Source organism: Streptomyces sp. CC224B (genome assembly GCF_030010595.1).
Lineage (GTDB): Bacteria > Actinomycetota > Actinomycetes > Streptomycetales > Streptomycetaceae > Streptomyces > Streptomyces longispororuber.
Genome location: NZ_JASCXL010000126.1, coordinates 12,753 through 27,486 on the forward strand (window position 1 = coordinate 12,753; position 14,734 = coordinate 27,486).

A 14,734-nucleotide genomic window follows, 5' to 3' on the forward strand; every position below is an offset into this window, starting at 1 on the left:
TGTGATCGGATGGAGGCCAGCGAATCCTCACTGATCTTCACCGAAGGGAAACGGCATCGTGGCAACCACGCGCTCCGCACACACGGTCTGGGAAGGCAGCCTGACCGAGGGCTCCGGCACGGTGACCTTCGACTCCTCGGGCATCGGCGAGCAGGCCGTGTCCTGGCCGTCGCGCGCCGAGCAGGCGAACGGCAAGACCTCCCCCGAGGAGCTCATCGCCGCCGCGCACTCGAGCTGCTTCTCGATGGCGCTGTCGCACGGCCTGACCGGCGCGGGCACCCCGCCCACCAAGCTGGTCACGTCCGCCGACGTGACCTTCCAGCCCGGCACGGGCATCACCGGCATCCACCTCACCGTCGAGGGCGAGGTGCCGGGCATCGACGAGGCGGCCTTCACCTCCGCCGCCGAGAACGCCAAGGCCAACTGCCCGGTCAGCCAGGCGCTCACCGGCACGACGATCACCCTGACGGCCAAGCTGGCCTGACGCGGCGCCCCGACGGAGCCGCCGGTACCCGCGAGGGCCGGCGGCTCCGTGCTGTGCGGAACCCCGTACGCGGCATTGACAATGACTCGCTCAAGTTTTGTGCTGGAGGTCGGAGTATCGCCGCGTGGGAAGGGGTTGTTGGAGATGGCACGTGCGGTCGGTATCGATCTCGGGACGACGAACTCCGTGGTCGCCGTCCTGGAGGGCGGCGAACCCGCCGTCATCGCGAACGCGGAGGGCGCCCGCACCACCCCCTCGGTCGTCGCCTTCGCCAAGAGCGGCGACGTGCTCGTGGGGGAGGTGGCCAAGCGGCAGGCGGTCACGAACGTGGAGCGCACCGCACGCTCCGTCAAACGCCACATGGGCGACCCGGGCTGGCGCTTCCCGGCGGACGGCGCGGTCGACGGCCACCGCTACACCGCGCAGGAGCTGTCCGCGCGCGTCCTGCAGAAGCTCAAGCGGGACGCCGAGTCCTACCTCGGCGAGGACGTCACCGACGCGGTCGTCACCGTGCCCGCGTACTTCGACGACGCCCAGCGCCAGGCCACCAAGGAGGCGGGCGAGATCGCCGGCCTGAACGTCCTGCGCATCGTCAACGAGCCGACCGCGGCGGCCCTCGCGTACGGCCTCGACAAGGGCGAGGACGAGACGGTCCTCGTCTTCGACCTCGGCGGCGGCACCTTCGACGTGTCGCTCCTGGAGATGGGCGAGGGCGTCATCGAGGTCAAGGCCACCAACGGGGACACCCGGCTGGGCGGCGACGACTGGGACCAGCGGATCGTCGAGCACCTCGTACGGCAGTTCAAGAACGCCCACGGCATCGACCTGGCGCAGGACAAGATGGCCCTGCAACGCCTGCGCGAGGGCGCCGAGAAGGCGAAGATCGAGCTGTCCTCGTCCAGCGAGACCGACATCAGCCTGCCCTACATCACCGCCTCCGCGGACGGCCCGCTGCACCTGGCCGAGAAGCTCACCCGGGCCCAGTTCCAGGCGCTCACCTCCGACCTGCTCGACCGCTGCAAGGGGCCCTTCCACCAGGCCGTCAAGGACGCGGGCGTCGAGCTGGCCGCGATCGACCACGTCATCCTCGTCGGCGGCTCCACGCGGATGCCCGCCGTCACCGACCTGGTCAGGGACCTCACCGGCAAGGACCCGCACAAGGGCGTCAACCCCGACGAGGTCGTCGCCGTCGGCGCGGCGCTCCAGGCGGGCGTGATCCGCGGCGACGTCAAGGACGTCCTGCTGCTCGACGTGACCCCGCTGTCCCTCGGCATCGAGACCAAGGGCGGCATCATGACCAAGCTCATCGAGCGCAACACCACCATCCCCACCCGCCGTTCGGAGACCTTCTCCACCGCCGAGGACAACCAGCCCTCGGTCGGCATCCAGGTCTTCCAGGGGGAGCGGGACATCGCCGCGTACAACAAGAAGCTCGGCGTGTTCGACCTCACCGGCCTGCCGCCCGCGCCCCGCGGCGTGCCCAAGATCGAGGTCACCTTCGACATCGACGCCAACGGGATCATGCACGTCTCGGCCAAGGACGAGGCCACCGGGCGCGAGCAGCGCATGACCGTCACGGGCGGCTCCGCGCTGCCCAAGGACGACATCGACCGGATGGTCCGCGAGGCCGAGCAGCACGCCGAGGAGGACCGCAGGCGCCGCGAGGCCGCCGAGACCCGCAACCAGGCCGAGCAGCTCGTCTACCAGACCGAGCGGTTCCTGCGGGACAACGCCGAGAGCCTGGCGCGGTTGCCCGCCGCCACCAGGGACGAGGTGGAGGCGGCCGTCGCCGAGGTCAAGCGCCTCCTGGAGCACGACGGCGACAACACCCAGGCGCTGCGCGCCGGCGCGGAGAAGCTCGCGACGGTCAGCCAGAAGCTGGGCCAGGCCATGTACGAGGCCGCCGCGCCGTCCGGCGACACGGCATCGGCCCAGGCCGGGCCCGAGGCCGGAACCGGAGCCCGGGCCGAGGGCCCCGGCGCCCGGCAGCCCGCCGACGAGGGCGTGGTCGAGGCGGAGATCGTGGAGGACGAGGCGGACGCCTCCGACGGCACCGGCAAGGGCGCCGAGGGCACGGGCAAGGGCCCCGAGGGCGCCAGCAAGGGCACCGAGGGCACGGGCACCGGCAAGGGTGCCGAGGGGGCGGGAACCTCCTGACCTCCGCGGGCCCGGCCGGCGCTACCCCTTCGTCTGGAGGTACTTGACCGTCGCCGGGTCGGCCGGGAGCAGCGTCTCGATGGCCAGCTCGGCGACGGTCACGTCCATCGGCGTGTTGAACGTCGAGATCGACGAGACGAAGGAGAGCACGCGGCCCTCGTGCTCGATCCGCAGCGGCAGCGCGAAATGCGGCACCTGCCCGTCGGCCGCGGCGTCCTCGCCCGGGTCCCCGACCGGGTACGCCGCCACCTCCTCGTACAGCGCCCGCAGCGCCGGGGAGCGCTGGAGCGCGATCTGCCGCTCCATCTGGTGCAGCAGGTGCCCACGCCACTCGCGCAGGTTCCGGATCCTCGGGGCGAGCCCCTCGGGGTGCAGCACGACCCGCATCGCGTTCAGCGGCGGCGCCAGCAGGTGCTCCGGCAGGCCGTCCAGGAGCATCGCGATGCCGCGGTTGGCGGCGAGCACCTGGTACGCCGCGTCGACGACCAGCGCCGGGTACGGCTCGTAGCCCTGGAGGAGCTGTTCCACGCCCGCGCGCAGCGCGCCCATCGCCGGGTCGTCCAGCGGCGTCTGCGGGAAGCGCGGCGCGTACCCGGCCGCGAGCAGCAGCGCGTTGCGCTCGCGCACGGGCACGTCCAGGTGCTCGGCGAGCTTGAGGACGAACTCCTCGCTCGGCTTCGCCCGGCCCGTCTCGACGAAGCTGATGTGCCGGGCCGAGGAGTCCGCGCGCAGCGCCAGTTCGAGCTGGCTGACGCGCCGCTCCTCGCGCCAGCCGCGCAGCAGCGCCCCCACCCCGGCCGGGGTGCCCGCGCCTGCTCCGGTCGGGGTGCCCGTGCGTGCTCCGGAGGCGGCGCCCGCGCGGGCCGCTCCGCCGTCGCCGTTCCGTCTGCCGGGCGCGAGAGTCGTCATGCCCCGACGGTAGCCGACGGCGGCCGGGCCCCCGCCGTTCGTCCGCGGCGGCTGATGGCGTACAGCTGGAGGCATGGCGTACGACGAAACCGACACCAACCATCCGTGGGCCCCGCTGTCGTGGGAGGCCGCCGTCGCGTACCGCGCCCGGGTGCGCGGCTGCCTGCTCGGCGGCGCGGTCGGCGACGCGCTGGGCTACGCGGTCGAGTTCGACTCGCTGGCGGCCATCCGCGCCGCGCACGGCCCGCGCGGCGTGACCGGGCCGGTGACCGACGCGGCGGGCCTCAGCCGGATCAGCGACGACACGCAGATGACGCTGTTCACCGCCGAGGCCCTGGAGCTGGCGCACGCCAGGGAGCGCCGCAAGGGCATCGGCGGAGCCGCGCCCCAGCTGGTCCTGGAGGCCTACCTGCGCTGGCTGGACACCCAGCGGCGGCCCGCCCCCGCCCCGGACGTGCGCGGCGGCCTCGCCGCGCAGCCCTGGCTATACGCGCGGCGTGCCCCCGGCAACGCCTGCCTCAGCGGCCTCGCCCTGGCCCACGCCCCGGACCCGCGGGCCCCGCTCGGGCCGCGCGGCCCCGTCAACCCGGAGTCGAAGGGCTGCGGCACCGTCATGCGGTCGGCGCCCTTCGGGCTCACCCGCGCCCCCGCCGACCGGGCCTTCGAACTGGCCGCGCGCTGCGCCCAGATCACCCACGGCCACCCCACCGGCTACTACGCGGCGGGCGCGCTCGCCGCGATCGTCGCGCACCTGGTCGCGGGGGACTCGCTGGAGGGCGCGGTCCTGCACACCCTGCGCCTCCTCGCCCGCCACCCGGGGCACGAGGAGACCTCCACGGCCCTGACCCGCGCCGTCGACCTGGCCGCCGCGGGGGAGCCGGACGCGGCGGCGGTGGAGTCCCTGGGCGCGGGCTGGATCGCCGAGGAGGCCCTCGCCGTCGCGGTGTACGCGGCCCTCGCCGCGCGGAGCGTCGAGGAGGCCCTGACCCTGGCCGTGAACCACTCGGGCGACAGCGACTCCACCGGCTCGGTCTGCGGCAACCTGCTCGGCGCCCTGCACGGCGACCACGCGCTGCCCGGCGACTGGCTGAAGGCCACCGAGGGCCGGGCGGTGGTCGCCGCGGTGGCGGACGACCTCGCGGCGGAATGCCTGCGCCGCTGAGTCCCCGCCTGCGAATCGCTGTGGCAGGCTGGCACCAGACCCCGGACACGAAGGAAGGAGCGCGGCCATGCCCCTTGAGCCACTGTCGCAGAAGGAGATCGAGGACCGGCTCGCGGAGCTGCCCGGCTGGTCCCTCACCGGCGACGCGGGCACCTTCGGCAGCAAGATCACCCGCTCCTACCGGCTCACCTCGCACTACGCGGCCACGGCCTTCGTCGTCCACGTCTCCCAGGTGCAGCAGGAACTCGACCACCACGCGGAGATCACCCTGGGCTACGACACGGTGGTGCTCGCGGTGAACACCCACAGCGTGGGCGGGGCCCTCACCGAGCGCGACCTCGAACTGGCCCGCCGGGTCGAGGAGATCGCGCCCGGCCACGGCGCGGTCTGACGCGGGCCGGAGCGAGGGCGTGATGCTCGACTACGGCAAGGAGGCCGTCCGGTACGACGCGTCGCGCGGCGGCGAGCCCCGGGCCGCCGCCGCGGCCGCCGCGGTCCTGTCGCTGCTGCCGCCGGGCACCGGCAGCCTCCTGGACGTCGCCTGCGGCACGGGCCTGGTGACCCGCCGGTTCGCCGCGGAGCCGGGCCTGCGCGTGACCGGCGTCGACGCGACCCGCGCCATGGCGCGCATGGCGGCCGACCGCGTCCCCGGCGCCGTCGTGCTGGGGGACAGCCGCCGACTGCCGTTCCCCGACGCGGCGTTCGACGCGGTGAGCACCGTATGGCTGCTGCACCTGCTCGCCGATCCCGAGGAGGCGGCGACGGTCGTCGCGGAGTGCGCGCGGGTCCTCAAGCCGGGCGGCCGCTACGTCACCACCGTCGACAAGGCGGCCTCGCACAACGTGGGCAGCGACATCGACGCCGTGCTCGCGGGCCGCCCCGTCCGCAGCCCCGTGGACGGCGCGGCCCGGGTCGAGGGCTACGCCGCGGCGTGCGGGCTCGCCCCCGCGGGCCGGGCCCGCTTCACCGGCCACGGCCAGGGCCGCAGCCCGCGCAGCACGGTGGCGGACCTGTTCCGCGGCTGGTTCACCAGCATCCCGCCGGACAGCGCCATGGCGCGGGAGTACGCGGCTCGGCTCGCGGACCTGCCGGACCAGGACGTACGGCGCCCGGACCCGGTGTTCACGCTCCGGGCCTTCGCCAAGCCGGACTCCTAGGGGCGCGTCCGGGTGCGCGTCCGGGTTTGCCGGAACGGCAACGGAAGTGGCCGTTTCCGGTGGCCCGGCGCAGGCTGGAGCCGATCCCGGAAGCGACGGAGAGGCGGCAGGACGATGACGGAGTTCGCGGGCGACGGCAAGGACCGCGAGGGCGGCGGCCACGGCGGCCACGGCCACGGCGCGCACGGCGGCCACGGCCAGGGCGGTCACGGCGGTCATGGCGGCCACGGTCACGGCGGTCACGGCCACGGCCACGGCCACGGCGGCGCCGAGATCGACTGGGCCGAGATGGCCCCCGTCCTGGAGGCGAACGCCGAGGTCACCGCCCCGGCGTACCGGCAGGTCGCCGACTGGCTGCGGGAGCTGCGCGCAGGGGCCGAGCCGTCCCTGGTGGTCGACGCGGGCAGCGGCCCGGGCGTGGTCACCTGCCTGCTTGCGGAGGCCTTCCCCCGCGCCCAGGTGGTCGCGGCCGACCCCGAGCAGGCCCTGCTCGACCGGGCCGCGGCGCGTGCCGCCCGCCTCGGCCTCGGCGACCGCGTGCGCGCCCACCGGGCCGAACTCCCCGACGGCCTCGGCGCGCTGCCGCCCGCCGACCTCGTCTGGGCCGCCCGGTCCGTGCACCACGTGGGCGACCAGGTCGCCGCGCTCGCCGCCCTCGGGAAGCAGCTGGCGCCCGGCGGGGCGCTCGCCGTCCTGGAGGGCGGGCTGCCGCCGCGCAGCCTGCCGCGCGACATCGGCCTCGGCCGGCCCGGACTCCAGGCGCGCCTGGACGCGGCCAACGAGGCCTGGTTCACGCGCATGCGCACCGAGCTGCCCGGCGCCAAGGAGACCGTGGAGCACTGGCCCGCGCTGCTCGCGGCGGCGGGGCTGCGGCACACGGCGACGCGCACGTTCCTCCTGGACCTGCCCGCGCCCCTGGACGACCGGGCGCGGGAGCACGTCGCCTCGACCTTCGAGCGCTACCGCCACCTCGCGGCCGCCCCGGAGGCGCAGCCGGCTGCGCTGGCCGAGGACGACCTGGCGGTCCTTGACCGCCTGCTCGACCCCGAGGACCCGGAGAGCCTGTACCGCAGGGACGACGTGTTCCTGCTCGCGGCGCACACCGTGCACGTGGCGGTACGCGAGAACTGAGCCCGGCGGCCCTCCCGGCGGCTCCAGCCCTCCTCAGGACCGCAGCTCCGCCAGCCGGTCCAGCGCGTCCCGCGCCGACTCCCGCTCCTCCCCGTCGAGTTCGATCGCGGCGGCCCGCGCCAGGAGCCGCCCGGCCAGCTCGTCGTCACCCACTCGCTGGGCGATGTCCCCGCGCAGCACCAGCAGCCGCAGGTGCTGCGCGGGGGTGGGCCGCTCGTCCTCCAGGGCCAGGACGCGGTCGATGACCTTGGCGGCGCCCACGAGGTCCTCCTTGGAGTCCACGAAGAGGTCGGCGAGGTGCAGGGCCCGCGCGAAGGTCTCCTTCGGCACGGGCCGCATGCCCTGGTCCTCGCTGATCGCCTGTCCCACCCGGATGCTGTTCCCCGCCGGGTCGGTCATCAGGAACTGCCGCACGCCGTACGACATGTCCTTCACCGGCCCGATCCGCGGCAGCCCCCGCCGCGGCACCTTCCCGTACGCCGCCTTCAGCCCGGCCCGGAAGGCCTCGTACAGCCCGTCCACGTCGTCGGTGAGGACGTAGCACCCCGAGTACGACGCGGCGGGGTCGTACTCCCGCATCCCGAAGAACTGCAGCTCCACGGGGCCGCGTTCGACGACGGCGTACGCGTACGGGCTCTTCTGGAAGTACGTCGTCTCGAAGCCGAGCGCGGTGTAGAAGTCGACGACCGGCTGGAGGGAGTGGGCGGGCAGCAGGGGGATGGTTTTCTCAGCCATGCCGTCAGCCTAGTCAAACTTGAATACCTGGCGCGAGGGGTTTGCACTTAATGGGTCAGCAGTGCCCGGGGCGGGCGTACACGAGGACGCGCGCCGCGTGCGCACGGCGGACCGCGCACACCTCGAAGTGCCGGGCCAGTACGTGCTGTTTGACCCTCTCGCCGGGCTCCGCGGCGGGCGGCCGTCCGGCGGGGTCGGTGACCACGACGACGCGGTTCTCGGCGAGCAGCCGCTCGCGCAGGACACCGGGGGCGACCTCGGCGCCGTATAGCGTGCGCGAGGCGACCGGTCCCCGGGCGAGGGCGATGTCGCGCAGACCGCGCGCGGCCCAGGGGTACGGCAGCGACCACACCCGGCGGCGCAACGGCAGGTACAGCACGGCGTCGCCGGGTTGCCCGGCGACGCGCAGCGCCCGCGCGGCGGCGGTGGTGTCGTCGACGCGGCTGTCCGGGGTCCGTAGCTGGAGCGACTGCGGGCACAGCGCGGCCAGGGCGGCGGCCACCCCCGCGGCGACACCGAGGGTGCGCCACGGTCCGCCCCGTGCCAGCCGGTCGAGCGCCGCACCCAGGAGCAGGGCCGCACCGGCGTGCGTGTACAGCACGTAGCGGCCCACGTAGAGCGGCTTCGCCAGGGAGACGAGCCACAGCGTGAGCGTTGGCAGCACGAGCAGGGCAAGGCCGAGCACGGGCAGGGAGATCACCCCGCGCCGCACCTGCCGCCGGGCGAGGCAGCCGAACGCCGCAAGGCCGAGCGCCCACAGCCCGAGGACGGGCCACACCGCCTCTCCGTCGAGGCCCCCGATCCACTCCACCTGTCCCGCCTGGCGCTGACTGAGCAGCGCGAGCGGGGCCAGCGCGGTGACGACCGCGGCGGCGACGGCGGACCAGCGCCGCCGGGCGGCGGCGGGCAGCGCCACGGCGTGCGCCACAAGGACAAGTACCGCGAACTCGTGCAGCAGGCAGGCTGCCAGCACGAGGACCGCGTACCCGGCCCACCATCGCCGTCCGCCCGCGCGGGCCGCGCGTACCAGCGCGTAGGTGGACCAGACCACCAGCGCGCACACCATCGCGTACGAGCGCCCCTCCTGCGCGTAGTGCTGCACGCCGGGCAGCACGGCGAAGACGAGACCCGCGAACAGGCCCGCGCGGGCCCCCGCCAGCAGCCGTCCCAGGCACGCCACCCCGGCCGCGGCGGCTGCCGTCGCCGCCACCGACGGCAGCCGCAGCACGAGCAGCGGGTCGGCGTCGCCGCACAGTGCGAAGAGGCCGTGCACGAGGAGGTAGTACATGCCGTGCACGGCGTCCGCATTCCCCAGCGTCTGCCACAGGTCTGGCAGGGCACGCCGCGCCATGTCGTACGTCACCGCCTCGTCCCGCCACAGGGTGCCCTCGCGGCGCACCCCCCACAGGCCGAGGGCCAGGGACAGCAGAACACTCGGCACGGTGACCGGCCGACCGCGGCGGCGGGTGCGGAGCGGGCGTGCCGGGGGAGCGGCCCGTGCGGGCCGGGGCGTACGGGGGCCGGAGGTGTCGACGGCGGCGATGGCGGGCTCCAAGAGATGAAGGACGGTGCTGGAGCGCCGAGTTCAGCCGCCTGCGGATTGATGGGCAGCCCTGTCACCGGCCGCTTATCAATTGCTAGCGTGCGTCTGGGTAGGCCGGTGGGGCCGGTGGGACCGGTGAAGGCCGGACGGGGAACCGCGCGGACAGCAGGACGCAGCGCCGGATGAGGCAGGCGGAAGGTGCGGGTGGAGGGGCAGCGGAAGGGCCGGTCGGAGGGCTCACGAGAAGGCCGGTTGTTGGGCCGGGGGATGGGGCGGGATGGGGCGTCGGGAGAAGCCGCTGGAGCCTGCGGCCGGGCCGGTACAGCGCCTCGCGCACGGCCTCCGGGCGCTCCGTGCGGAGGCGGGCGGCCCCACCTACCGCGCTCTGGCGGAGCGCACCCCCTACTCGGCACCCACGCTGTCCGCCACCGCGTCCGGCGCCCGCCTGCCGTCGCTGCCGGTGCTCCTCGCCTACGTGGAGGCGTGCGGCGGCGACCCCGAGGAGTGGGAGGCGCGGTGGTACGCGACGCTCGCCGCCGCCGAACCCGTCCCGGACGAGGGCGCGTCGCCCTATCCGGGCCTGGCCCGGTTCGGCCCCGAGGACCGGGCCCGCTTCCACGGCCGCGACGACCTCGTCGCCGGACTCCTCGCCCTGACCGCGCGCCGCCGGGTCACGGCGGTCGTCGGCGCGTCGGGCAGCGGCAAGTCGTCGCTGCTGCGGGCCGGCCTCATCCCGGCGCTACGGGACGGGAGCGGTCACGGGGACGGAGGCGGGACCGGGGTCGGCCGCCTCGCCGCGATCCGCGTGTTCACGCCCGGCGAGCGCCCCGCCCGCACCCACCGGGCGCTGTTCACACCCAGCGGCGACAGCGACGGCACCGGCGACACGCTCCTCGTCGTCGACCAGTTCGAGGAGGTCTTCTCCCTCTGCCACGACCCGGCCGAACGGGACCGCTTCGTCGCGCACCTGCTCGCCGCCCGCGACCCCGGCAGCCGGCTGCGCGCCGTCCTCGCCGTACGCGCCGACTTCTACGGCAGGCTGGCCGAGCACGGCACGCTCGCCGACGCCCTGCGCGACGGCACCCTCCTCGTCGGCCCCATGACGCCGCCCCGGCTGCGCGAGGCCGTCGTGCGGCCCGCGGCGGCCGAACGGCTCGTGGTCGAACGCGCGCTCACCGCGCGGCTCGTCGCCGACGTCGGCGACGAACCCGGCGCGCTGCCGCTCCTGGCGCACGCGCTGCGCGAGGTCTGGCGGCGGCGCAGCGGCAAGACCCTCACCCTCGCCGCCTACGAGGCGATCGGCGGCGTTCGCGGCGCCGTCGCGCACACCGCCGAGGAGGTGTACGGGCGCTTCGACGCCGCGGAGGCCGCGACCGCCCGGGCCGTGCTGCTGCGCATGGTGGCTCCCGGGGACGGCACCCAGGACACCCGCCGCACCGTCGACCGCGCCGAACTCCCCGCCGCCTGCGGCGAGGTCCTTGAACGCCTCGTCGCCGCCCGGCTGCTCACCGTGGACGGCACCCGCGTCGACCTCGCGCACGAGGCGCTCATCAGCGCGTGGCCCCGGCTGCGCGGCTGGGTCGAGGCGGACCGGGAGCGGTTGCGGCTGCACCGCGCCCTGACCGAGGCGGCGCTGACCTGGCGGGACCTGGACCGCGACCCCGGGGCCCTGTACCGGGGAACGCGGTTGTCGGCCGCACGCGAGGCGTTCCCGGACACCGGCGAACTGGCCGCTCTGGAGCGGGAGTTCCTGGACGCCGCCGTGGCCGCCCACGATCACGGTGTGCGGACGCGGACCCGCGCCGCGCGCCGCACCCGCGCCCTGCTGTCCGCGCTCGCGGTACTGCTGTGCCTGGCTGCCGTGGCGGGCGCTCTCGCCTGGCAGCAGAACCGCGCCGCCGACCGCCGCGCGGCCGAGGCCCAGGCCCGCCGCCTCGCGGGCATCGCACGCACGCTGCGCGCGACGGACCCGGGTACCGCGATGCGCCTGGGCGTCGCGGCCTGGCGCATCGCGGACCTGCCGGAGACACGGGAGGCGGTGCGGACGGCGGGGGCGCAACGCGAGAAGGCGGTGTTCTCGGGGGCCGCCGCTCTGGACACGCCGGACGCTCGGACCTCGCTGAGCGCGGACGGCCGTACGGCGCTCGTGACCGCCCGGGACAGGGTGACGCGGTTCGACCTGCGTGACGGCCGCCGCGCGGGAACGACCGCCGTTCCGGGTGCCGGTGAGGGGCGTGCCCAGGTCAGTGACGACGGGCGGCTCGTCGTCACGGTGGGGGAGCGCGGCCTCACCGTGTGGGACGTGCGCCGGCGCCGTGCCCTGGCGAAGCCGTTCGGGCCGTCCGAGGCGCCGGACACGGAGCCGCGCTTCGGCGCGGACAGCCGGTCGTTGGTCGTCCGGACGCTGCGCCGCGGCCGGACCGCCGTCGAGCTGTGGGACGTACACCGGCAGCGCAGGCTCGGGCGCCTGACCGGGGACATCACGAGCGACAGCCCCTTCCCGCTGCTCAGCCCCGACGGGCGGCTGCTCGCCACCTGCTCGGGCGACGGGCGTCGCCTCACCGTCCGGCGGGTCGACGGCGGACGAGCGCTCCGCATGACGTGGCCGCGGCAGGCGCAGCGGCAGGCCTGTGCCGCCGACGAGTGGACCTTCACTCCGGACGGCGAGGCCATCACGTTCGCCGCCGAGGAGGGCCTTCGCACACACGAGGTGCGGTCCGGGCGTGAGCGCCCCCGCATCGATCTGCCGGACGCCGAGGAGTACTCCGTCGACTACAGCGCGGACGGGGCGTGGGCGGCCACCCTCAGCGACGGACAGGTCGCCCTGTGGCGGACGGCGACGCCTGACGCGCCGCTGATGCGCTACCCCCATGAGTTCCGCGGCGCCGGCGGTGTCCGCCTGGACGAGGCGGACGGTGTCGTCCGCCTGCAGGCCGGTGACCGTGTGATCAGCATCGATGTGCGGGACGTTCTCCGCCGTCCACGGCTCGGACGGCCTTTGGCAGCGGCCGCGTTCAGCCGGGACGGGCAGGTGCTGGCGGTCGCGCAGCACCAGAAGGAGGGACTGGAGGTCCAGTTGCGGGACGCCCGCCGGGGGCGGCGTCACCGCCCCGCTGCTGCGCCGGGCGTGTCGCGCGTGCGACCGCCCGCTGCTCGCGTTCTCCCCGAGCGGAGGACAGCTCGTGTACGCGAACACGGAAGGGGAGGCGACGGTGACGACCGTACGCCGGTGGGACGTCGCCACGCGCCGCCAGGAACTCCGCACGACCGTTCCCCCCGTCGTCGACAGCCTGGCCGTACCGGAGGAAGGCGGGCCGGTCACCCTGTCGGGGACGCCTTGGGGGCTGGACGAGAGCGAGCGGCGCGTCGACGTCTGGCGGGTGGCGGGCGGCACCCGCGCTCAGGTGCTCGGTCGGCGTACCAGCGCCCTGAGCAGTGTGGTGACGCCCGACGGCCGGGCCGTCCTGATGTGGAACGGCGAGCTGGTCGACCTCCGCACGGGCGGGTCCGCCGGCGTGCTGCGCGGAGAGGGCGAGGTGGAGGGGGCGGCCTACAGTCCGGACGGCCGGCTGCTGGCCGTGGTGGACGACAGGGGCGAGGTCACCTTGTGGAACGCGCGCGGCACCCGTCCCCTCGGCATCCTCATGCCGGGTTCGTACGACCACCGCGCGGGCGGGCCGCCGCTCCTCGTCTTCTCCGAGGACGGCCGCGAGCTGGCCCTCGGCCGCGAGGACGGCACCGTCCACGTCTGGGAGACGGACACCCCCCGCCTCTCCGGTGCCGAGTACCCCGGGGCCGACGGGCCCGTTCTCGCGCTGGGCTTCGCGGGGGGCACCCTGCGGGTGACGACGCCGCGCACCGCTGTACGGGAGCTGCCCCTGGAGCCGAAGCGGGCGGCAGCCGCGGCCTGCCGTCGTGCGGGCGGGGGGCTCACGCGGGCGCAGTGGCGGGCTTATGCGCCGGGGCTGTCGTTCCGCGCGACCTGCTGAGGCCGTCCGCCCCCGCACGGCGAAGCCCGGCCGCGCCGTCGGTGAGGTGGTGCGGCCGGGCCGGGGGTGGGGGTTACGCGACGTGGAACTCGGCCGGGTCGGGGCCGAGGCGGCGGTCCTCGTTCAGGGCGCTGATCGCCGCCATGTCCTCCGGGTCCAGCTCGAAGTCGAACACCTCGATGTTCTCCTTGATGCGGGACGGGGTCACCGACTTGGGGATGACCACGTTGCCGAGCTGGAGGTGCCAGCGCAGGACGACCTGCGCGGGGGTGCGGCCGTGCTTCTGCGCGATCGCGACGATCGCGGGGACCTCCAGCAGGCCCTTGCCCTGGCCCAGCGGCGACCAGGCCTCGGTGGCGATGCCCTGCTCCGCGTGGTACTCGCGGGCAGCGCGCTGCTGGAGGTGCGGGTGCAGCTCGATCTGGTTGACGGCCGGGATCACCGACGTGGCGTCGATGAGGCGGTCCAGGTGCTCCGGGAGGAAGTTGGAGACGCCGATGGACTTGGCGCGGCCGTCGGACAGGATCTTCTCGAACGCCTTGTACGTGTCGATGTACGTGTCCTTGTCCGGCATCGGCCAGTGGATCAGGTACAGGTCGACGTAGTCGAGGCCCAGCTTCGCCAGGGAGGTGTCGAACGCCTTGAGCGTCGCGTCGTACCCCTGCGCGGTGTTCCAGAGCTTCGTGGTGACGAAGAGTTCCTCGCGGGCGATGCCGGAGGCGGCGACGGCCTTGCCGGTGCCCTCCTCGTTCTCGTAGACGGCCGCCGTGTCGATGCTGCGGTACCCGGCCTCCAGGGCCGTCGTGACGGCCCGCTCCGCCTCGTCGTCCGGCACCTGCCAGACACCGAAGCCGAGCTGGGGCATCTCGATGCCGTTGTTCAGGATGATCGGGGGGACCTTGCTCACGGGCTCTCGATCCTTATACGTCGTCGGGTGGTACATCCATGGTCAACGATCAGGGGCCGCGTCGCATTCCTGGGGGACCCGGGGTCCGCGGTGGCCCTGAGAATGGCCGGATATGGCGCCGTTCCCAGCGGTCCGAACCATTGACCGCGTCCCGTCAGGCCGCGACTCTGTTGCACGCCACTGAACGCAGGCCATCCATGTGAACAGCCTACGCATCGCGGTGGTGGTGTATGCCAGTGGCTCCTGATCCCTCACTTCTCAGGAAGGCAGGACGCGCCATGGACCCCCACGAGCAGGAGACCCCGGAGCGGCACCCCTCCGGCCCGTCCGACGCCACGCCCGCCCCGGCGTGGCAGACCCCCGCCTACACGGTCGTCGAGACCTCCCTCGAGGTCACCGCCTACCGGCTCGCCGACCGGTAAGCACGCCGATGCTGCTGCAGGTGCTCGGCACCGCGGCGGGGGGGGGGGGGGGGGCCGCCGCGGGACGGCGCGCCCCCCCCCGCCCCGCGCGCCCCCCCCCCCCCCCCCCCCCCCCCCCCCCCCCCCCGCGCCCACCGC

At 75.0% G+C, this 14,734-nt stretch carries 13 protein-coding genes; 8 read left to right on the top strand and 5 right to left on the bottom strand.

Annotated elements, in window-relative coordinates; genetic code table 11:
* Positions 1-58: 58 nt before the first annotated feature.
* Together QK440_RS34550 and dnaK are read left to right on the top strand one after the other, a co-directional pair.
* Positions 59-484, top strand: a complete 426-nt coding sequence (locus tag QK440_RS34550) for an OsmC family protein (protein WP_282797204.1) — start codon at positions 59-61, stop codon at positions 482-484.
* A gap of 144 nt (positions 485-628) precedes the next feature.
* Positions 629-2,641, top strand: coding sequence for a molecular chaperone DnaK (gene dnaK, locus QK440_RS34555; RefSeq protein WP_282797205.1), 2,013 nt, complete (start codon positions 629-631; stop codon positions 2,639-2,641).
* Positions 2,642-2,662: 21 nt separating this feature from the next.
* Here dnaK and QK440_RS34560 read toward each other — a convergent pair whose 3' ends face one another.
* Positions 2,663-3,550 (bottom strand): helix-turn-helix transcriptional regulator, encoded by an 888-nt coding sequence (locus QK440_RS34560; protein ID WP_282797206.1) that lies wholly within the window; start codon positions 3,548-3,550, stop codon positions 2,663-2,665.
* Between the two features lie 73 nt (positions 3,551-3,623).
* Here QK440_RS34560 and QK440_RS34565 point away from each other — a divergent pair, with 73 nt between their 5' ends.
* The 4 genes from QK440_RS34565 (at position 3,624) to QK440_RS34580 (ending at position 7,000) form a co-directional block, all read left to right on the top strand.
* On the top strand, positions 3,624-4,712 hold the full coding sequence (locus tag QK440_RS34565; RefSeq protein ID WP_282797207.1) for an ADP-ribosylglycohydrolase family protein: 1,089 nt from the start codon (positions 3,624-3,626) through the stop codon (positions 4,710-4,712).
* 67 nt (positions 4,713-4,779) lie between these two features.
* On the top strand, positions 4,780-5,103 hold the full coding sequence (locus QK440_RS34570; protein WP_282797208.1) for a 4a-hydroxytetrahydrobiopterin dehydratase: 324 nt from the start codon (positions 4,780-4,782) through the stop codon (positions 5,101-5,103).
* Between the two features lie 22 nt (positions 5,104-5,125).
* Positions 5,126-5,869 carry a class I SAM-dependent methyltransferase gene (locus QK440_RS34575; RefSeq protein WP_282797217.1) on the top strand — a complete coding sequence of 248 codons (744 nt, stop codon included), beginning with the start codon at positions 5,126-5,128 and terminating at the stop codon, positions 5,867-5,869.
* Between the two features lie 114 nt (positions 5,870-5,983).
* The gene (locus QK440_RS34580; protein ID WP_282797209.1) at positions 5,984-7,000 is read left to right on the top strand and encodes a class I SAM-dependent methyltransferase; all 1,017 of its coding nucleotides are present in this window, start codon (positions 5,984-5,986) and stop codon (positions 6,998-7,000) included.
* Positions 7,001-7,033: 33 nt separating this feature from the next.
* On the opposite strand, the gene QK440_RS34585 is transcribed toward QK440_RS34580, so the two are convergent.
* The 3 genes from QK440_RS34585 to QK440_RS34595 all read right to left on the bottom strand — a co-directional run bounded on the left by QK440_RS34585 (position 7,034) and on the right by QK440_RS34595 (position 10,818).
* Positions 7,034-7,735 (bottom strand): VOC family protein, encoded by a 702-nt coding sequence (locus QK440_RS34585; RefSeq protein ID WP_282797210.1) that lies wholly within the window; start codon positions 7,733-7,735, stop codon positions 7,034-7,036.
* Positions 7,736-7,790: 55 nt separating this feature from the next.
* Positions 7,791-9,290, bottom strand: a complete 1,500-nt coding sequence (locus QK440_RS34590) for a glycosyltransferase family 39 protein (RefSeq protein WP_282797211.1) — start codon at positions 9,288-9,290, stop codon at positions 7,791-7,793.
* 727 nt (positions 9,291-10,017) lie between these two features.
* The gene (locus tag QK440_RS34595; protein WP_282797212.1) at positions 10,018-10,818 is read right to left on the bottom strand and encodes a hypothetical protein; all 801 of its coding nucleotides are present in this window, start codon (positions 10,816-10,818) and stop codon (positions 10,018-10,020) included.
* Positions 10,819-12,460: 1,642 nt separating this feature from the next.
* On the opposite strand from QK440_RS34595, the gene QK440_RS34600 reads away from it, so the two are divergent.
* Complete coding sequence (locus QK440_RS34600) at positions 12,461-13,267, top strand: hypothetical protein (protein WP_282797213.1); 807 nt, start codon at positions 12,461-12,463, stop codon at positions 13,265-13,267.
* A 73-nt stretch (positions 13,268-13,340) separates the two neighbouring features.
* Here QK440_RS34600 and QK440_RS34605 read toward each other — a convergent pair whose 3' ends face one another.
* Complete coding sequence (locus QK440_RS34605) at positions 13,341-14,132, bottom strand: aldo/keto reductase (protein ID WP_282797218.1); 792 nt, start codon at positions 14,130-14,132, stop codon at positions 13,341-13,343.
* Between the two features lie 320 nt (positions 14,133-14,452).
* Between QK440_RS34605 and pqqA the strand changes: the two genes are divergently transcribed.
* Complete coding sequence (pqqA, locus tag QK440_RS34610) at positions 14,453-14,596, top strand: pyrroloquinoline quinone precursor peptide PqqA (RefSeq protein WP_282797214.1); 144 nt, start codon at positions 14,453-14,455, stop codon at positions 14,594-14,596.
* Positions 14,597-14,734 lie beyond the last annotated feature (138 nt).

Coding starts and splice junctions, on each gene's coding strand:
- dnaK (WP_282797205.1), top strand. CDS start 629: ATGGCACGTGCGGTCGGTATCGATCTCGGGACGACGAACTCCGTGGTC.
- QK440_RS34560 (WP_282797206.1), bottom strand. CDS start 3,550: ATGACGACTCTCGCGCCCGGCAGACGGAACGGCGACGGCGGAGCGGCC.
- QK440_RS34565 (WP_282797207.1), top strand. CDS start 3,624: ATGGCGTACGACGAAACCGACACCAACCATCCGTGGGCCCCGCTGTCG.
- QK440_RS34570 (WP_282797208.1), top strand. CDS start 4,780: ATGCCCCTTGAGCCACTGTCGCAGAAGGAGATCGAGGACCGGCTCGCG.
- QK440_RS34575 (WP_282797217.1), top strand. CDS start 5,126: ATGCTCGACTACGGCAAGGAGGCCGTCCGGTACGACGCGTCGCGCGGC.
- QK440_RS34580 (WP_282797209.1), top strand. CDS start 5,984: ATGACGGAGTTCGCGGGCGACGGCAAGGACCGCGAGGGCGGCGGCCAC.
- QK440_RS34585 (WP_282797210.1), bottom strand. CDS start 7,735: ATGGCTGAGAAAACCATCCCCCTGCTGCCCGCCCACTCCCTCCAGCCG.
- QK440_RS34605 (WP_282797218.1), bottom strand. CDS start 14,132: ATGCCCCAGCTCGGCTTCGGTGTCTGGCAGGTGCCGGACGACGAGGCG.
- pqqA (WP_282797214.1), top strand. CDS start 14,453: ATGGACCCCCACGAGCAGGAGACCCCGGAGCGGCACCCCTCCGGCCCG.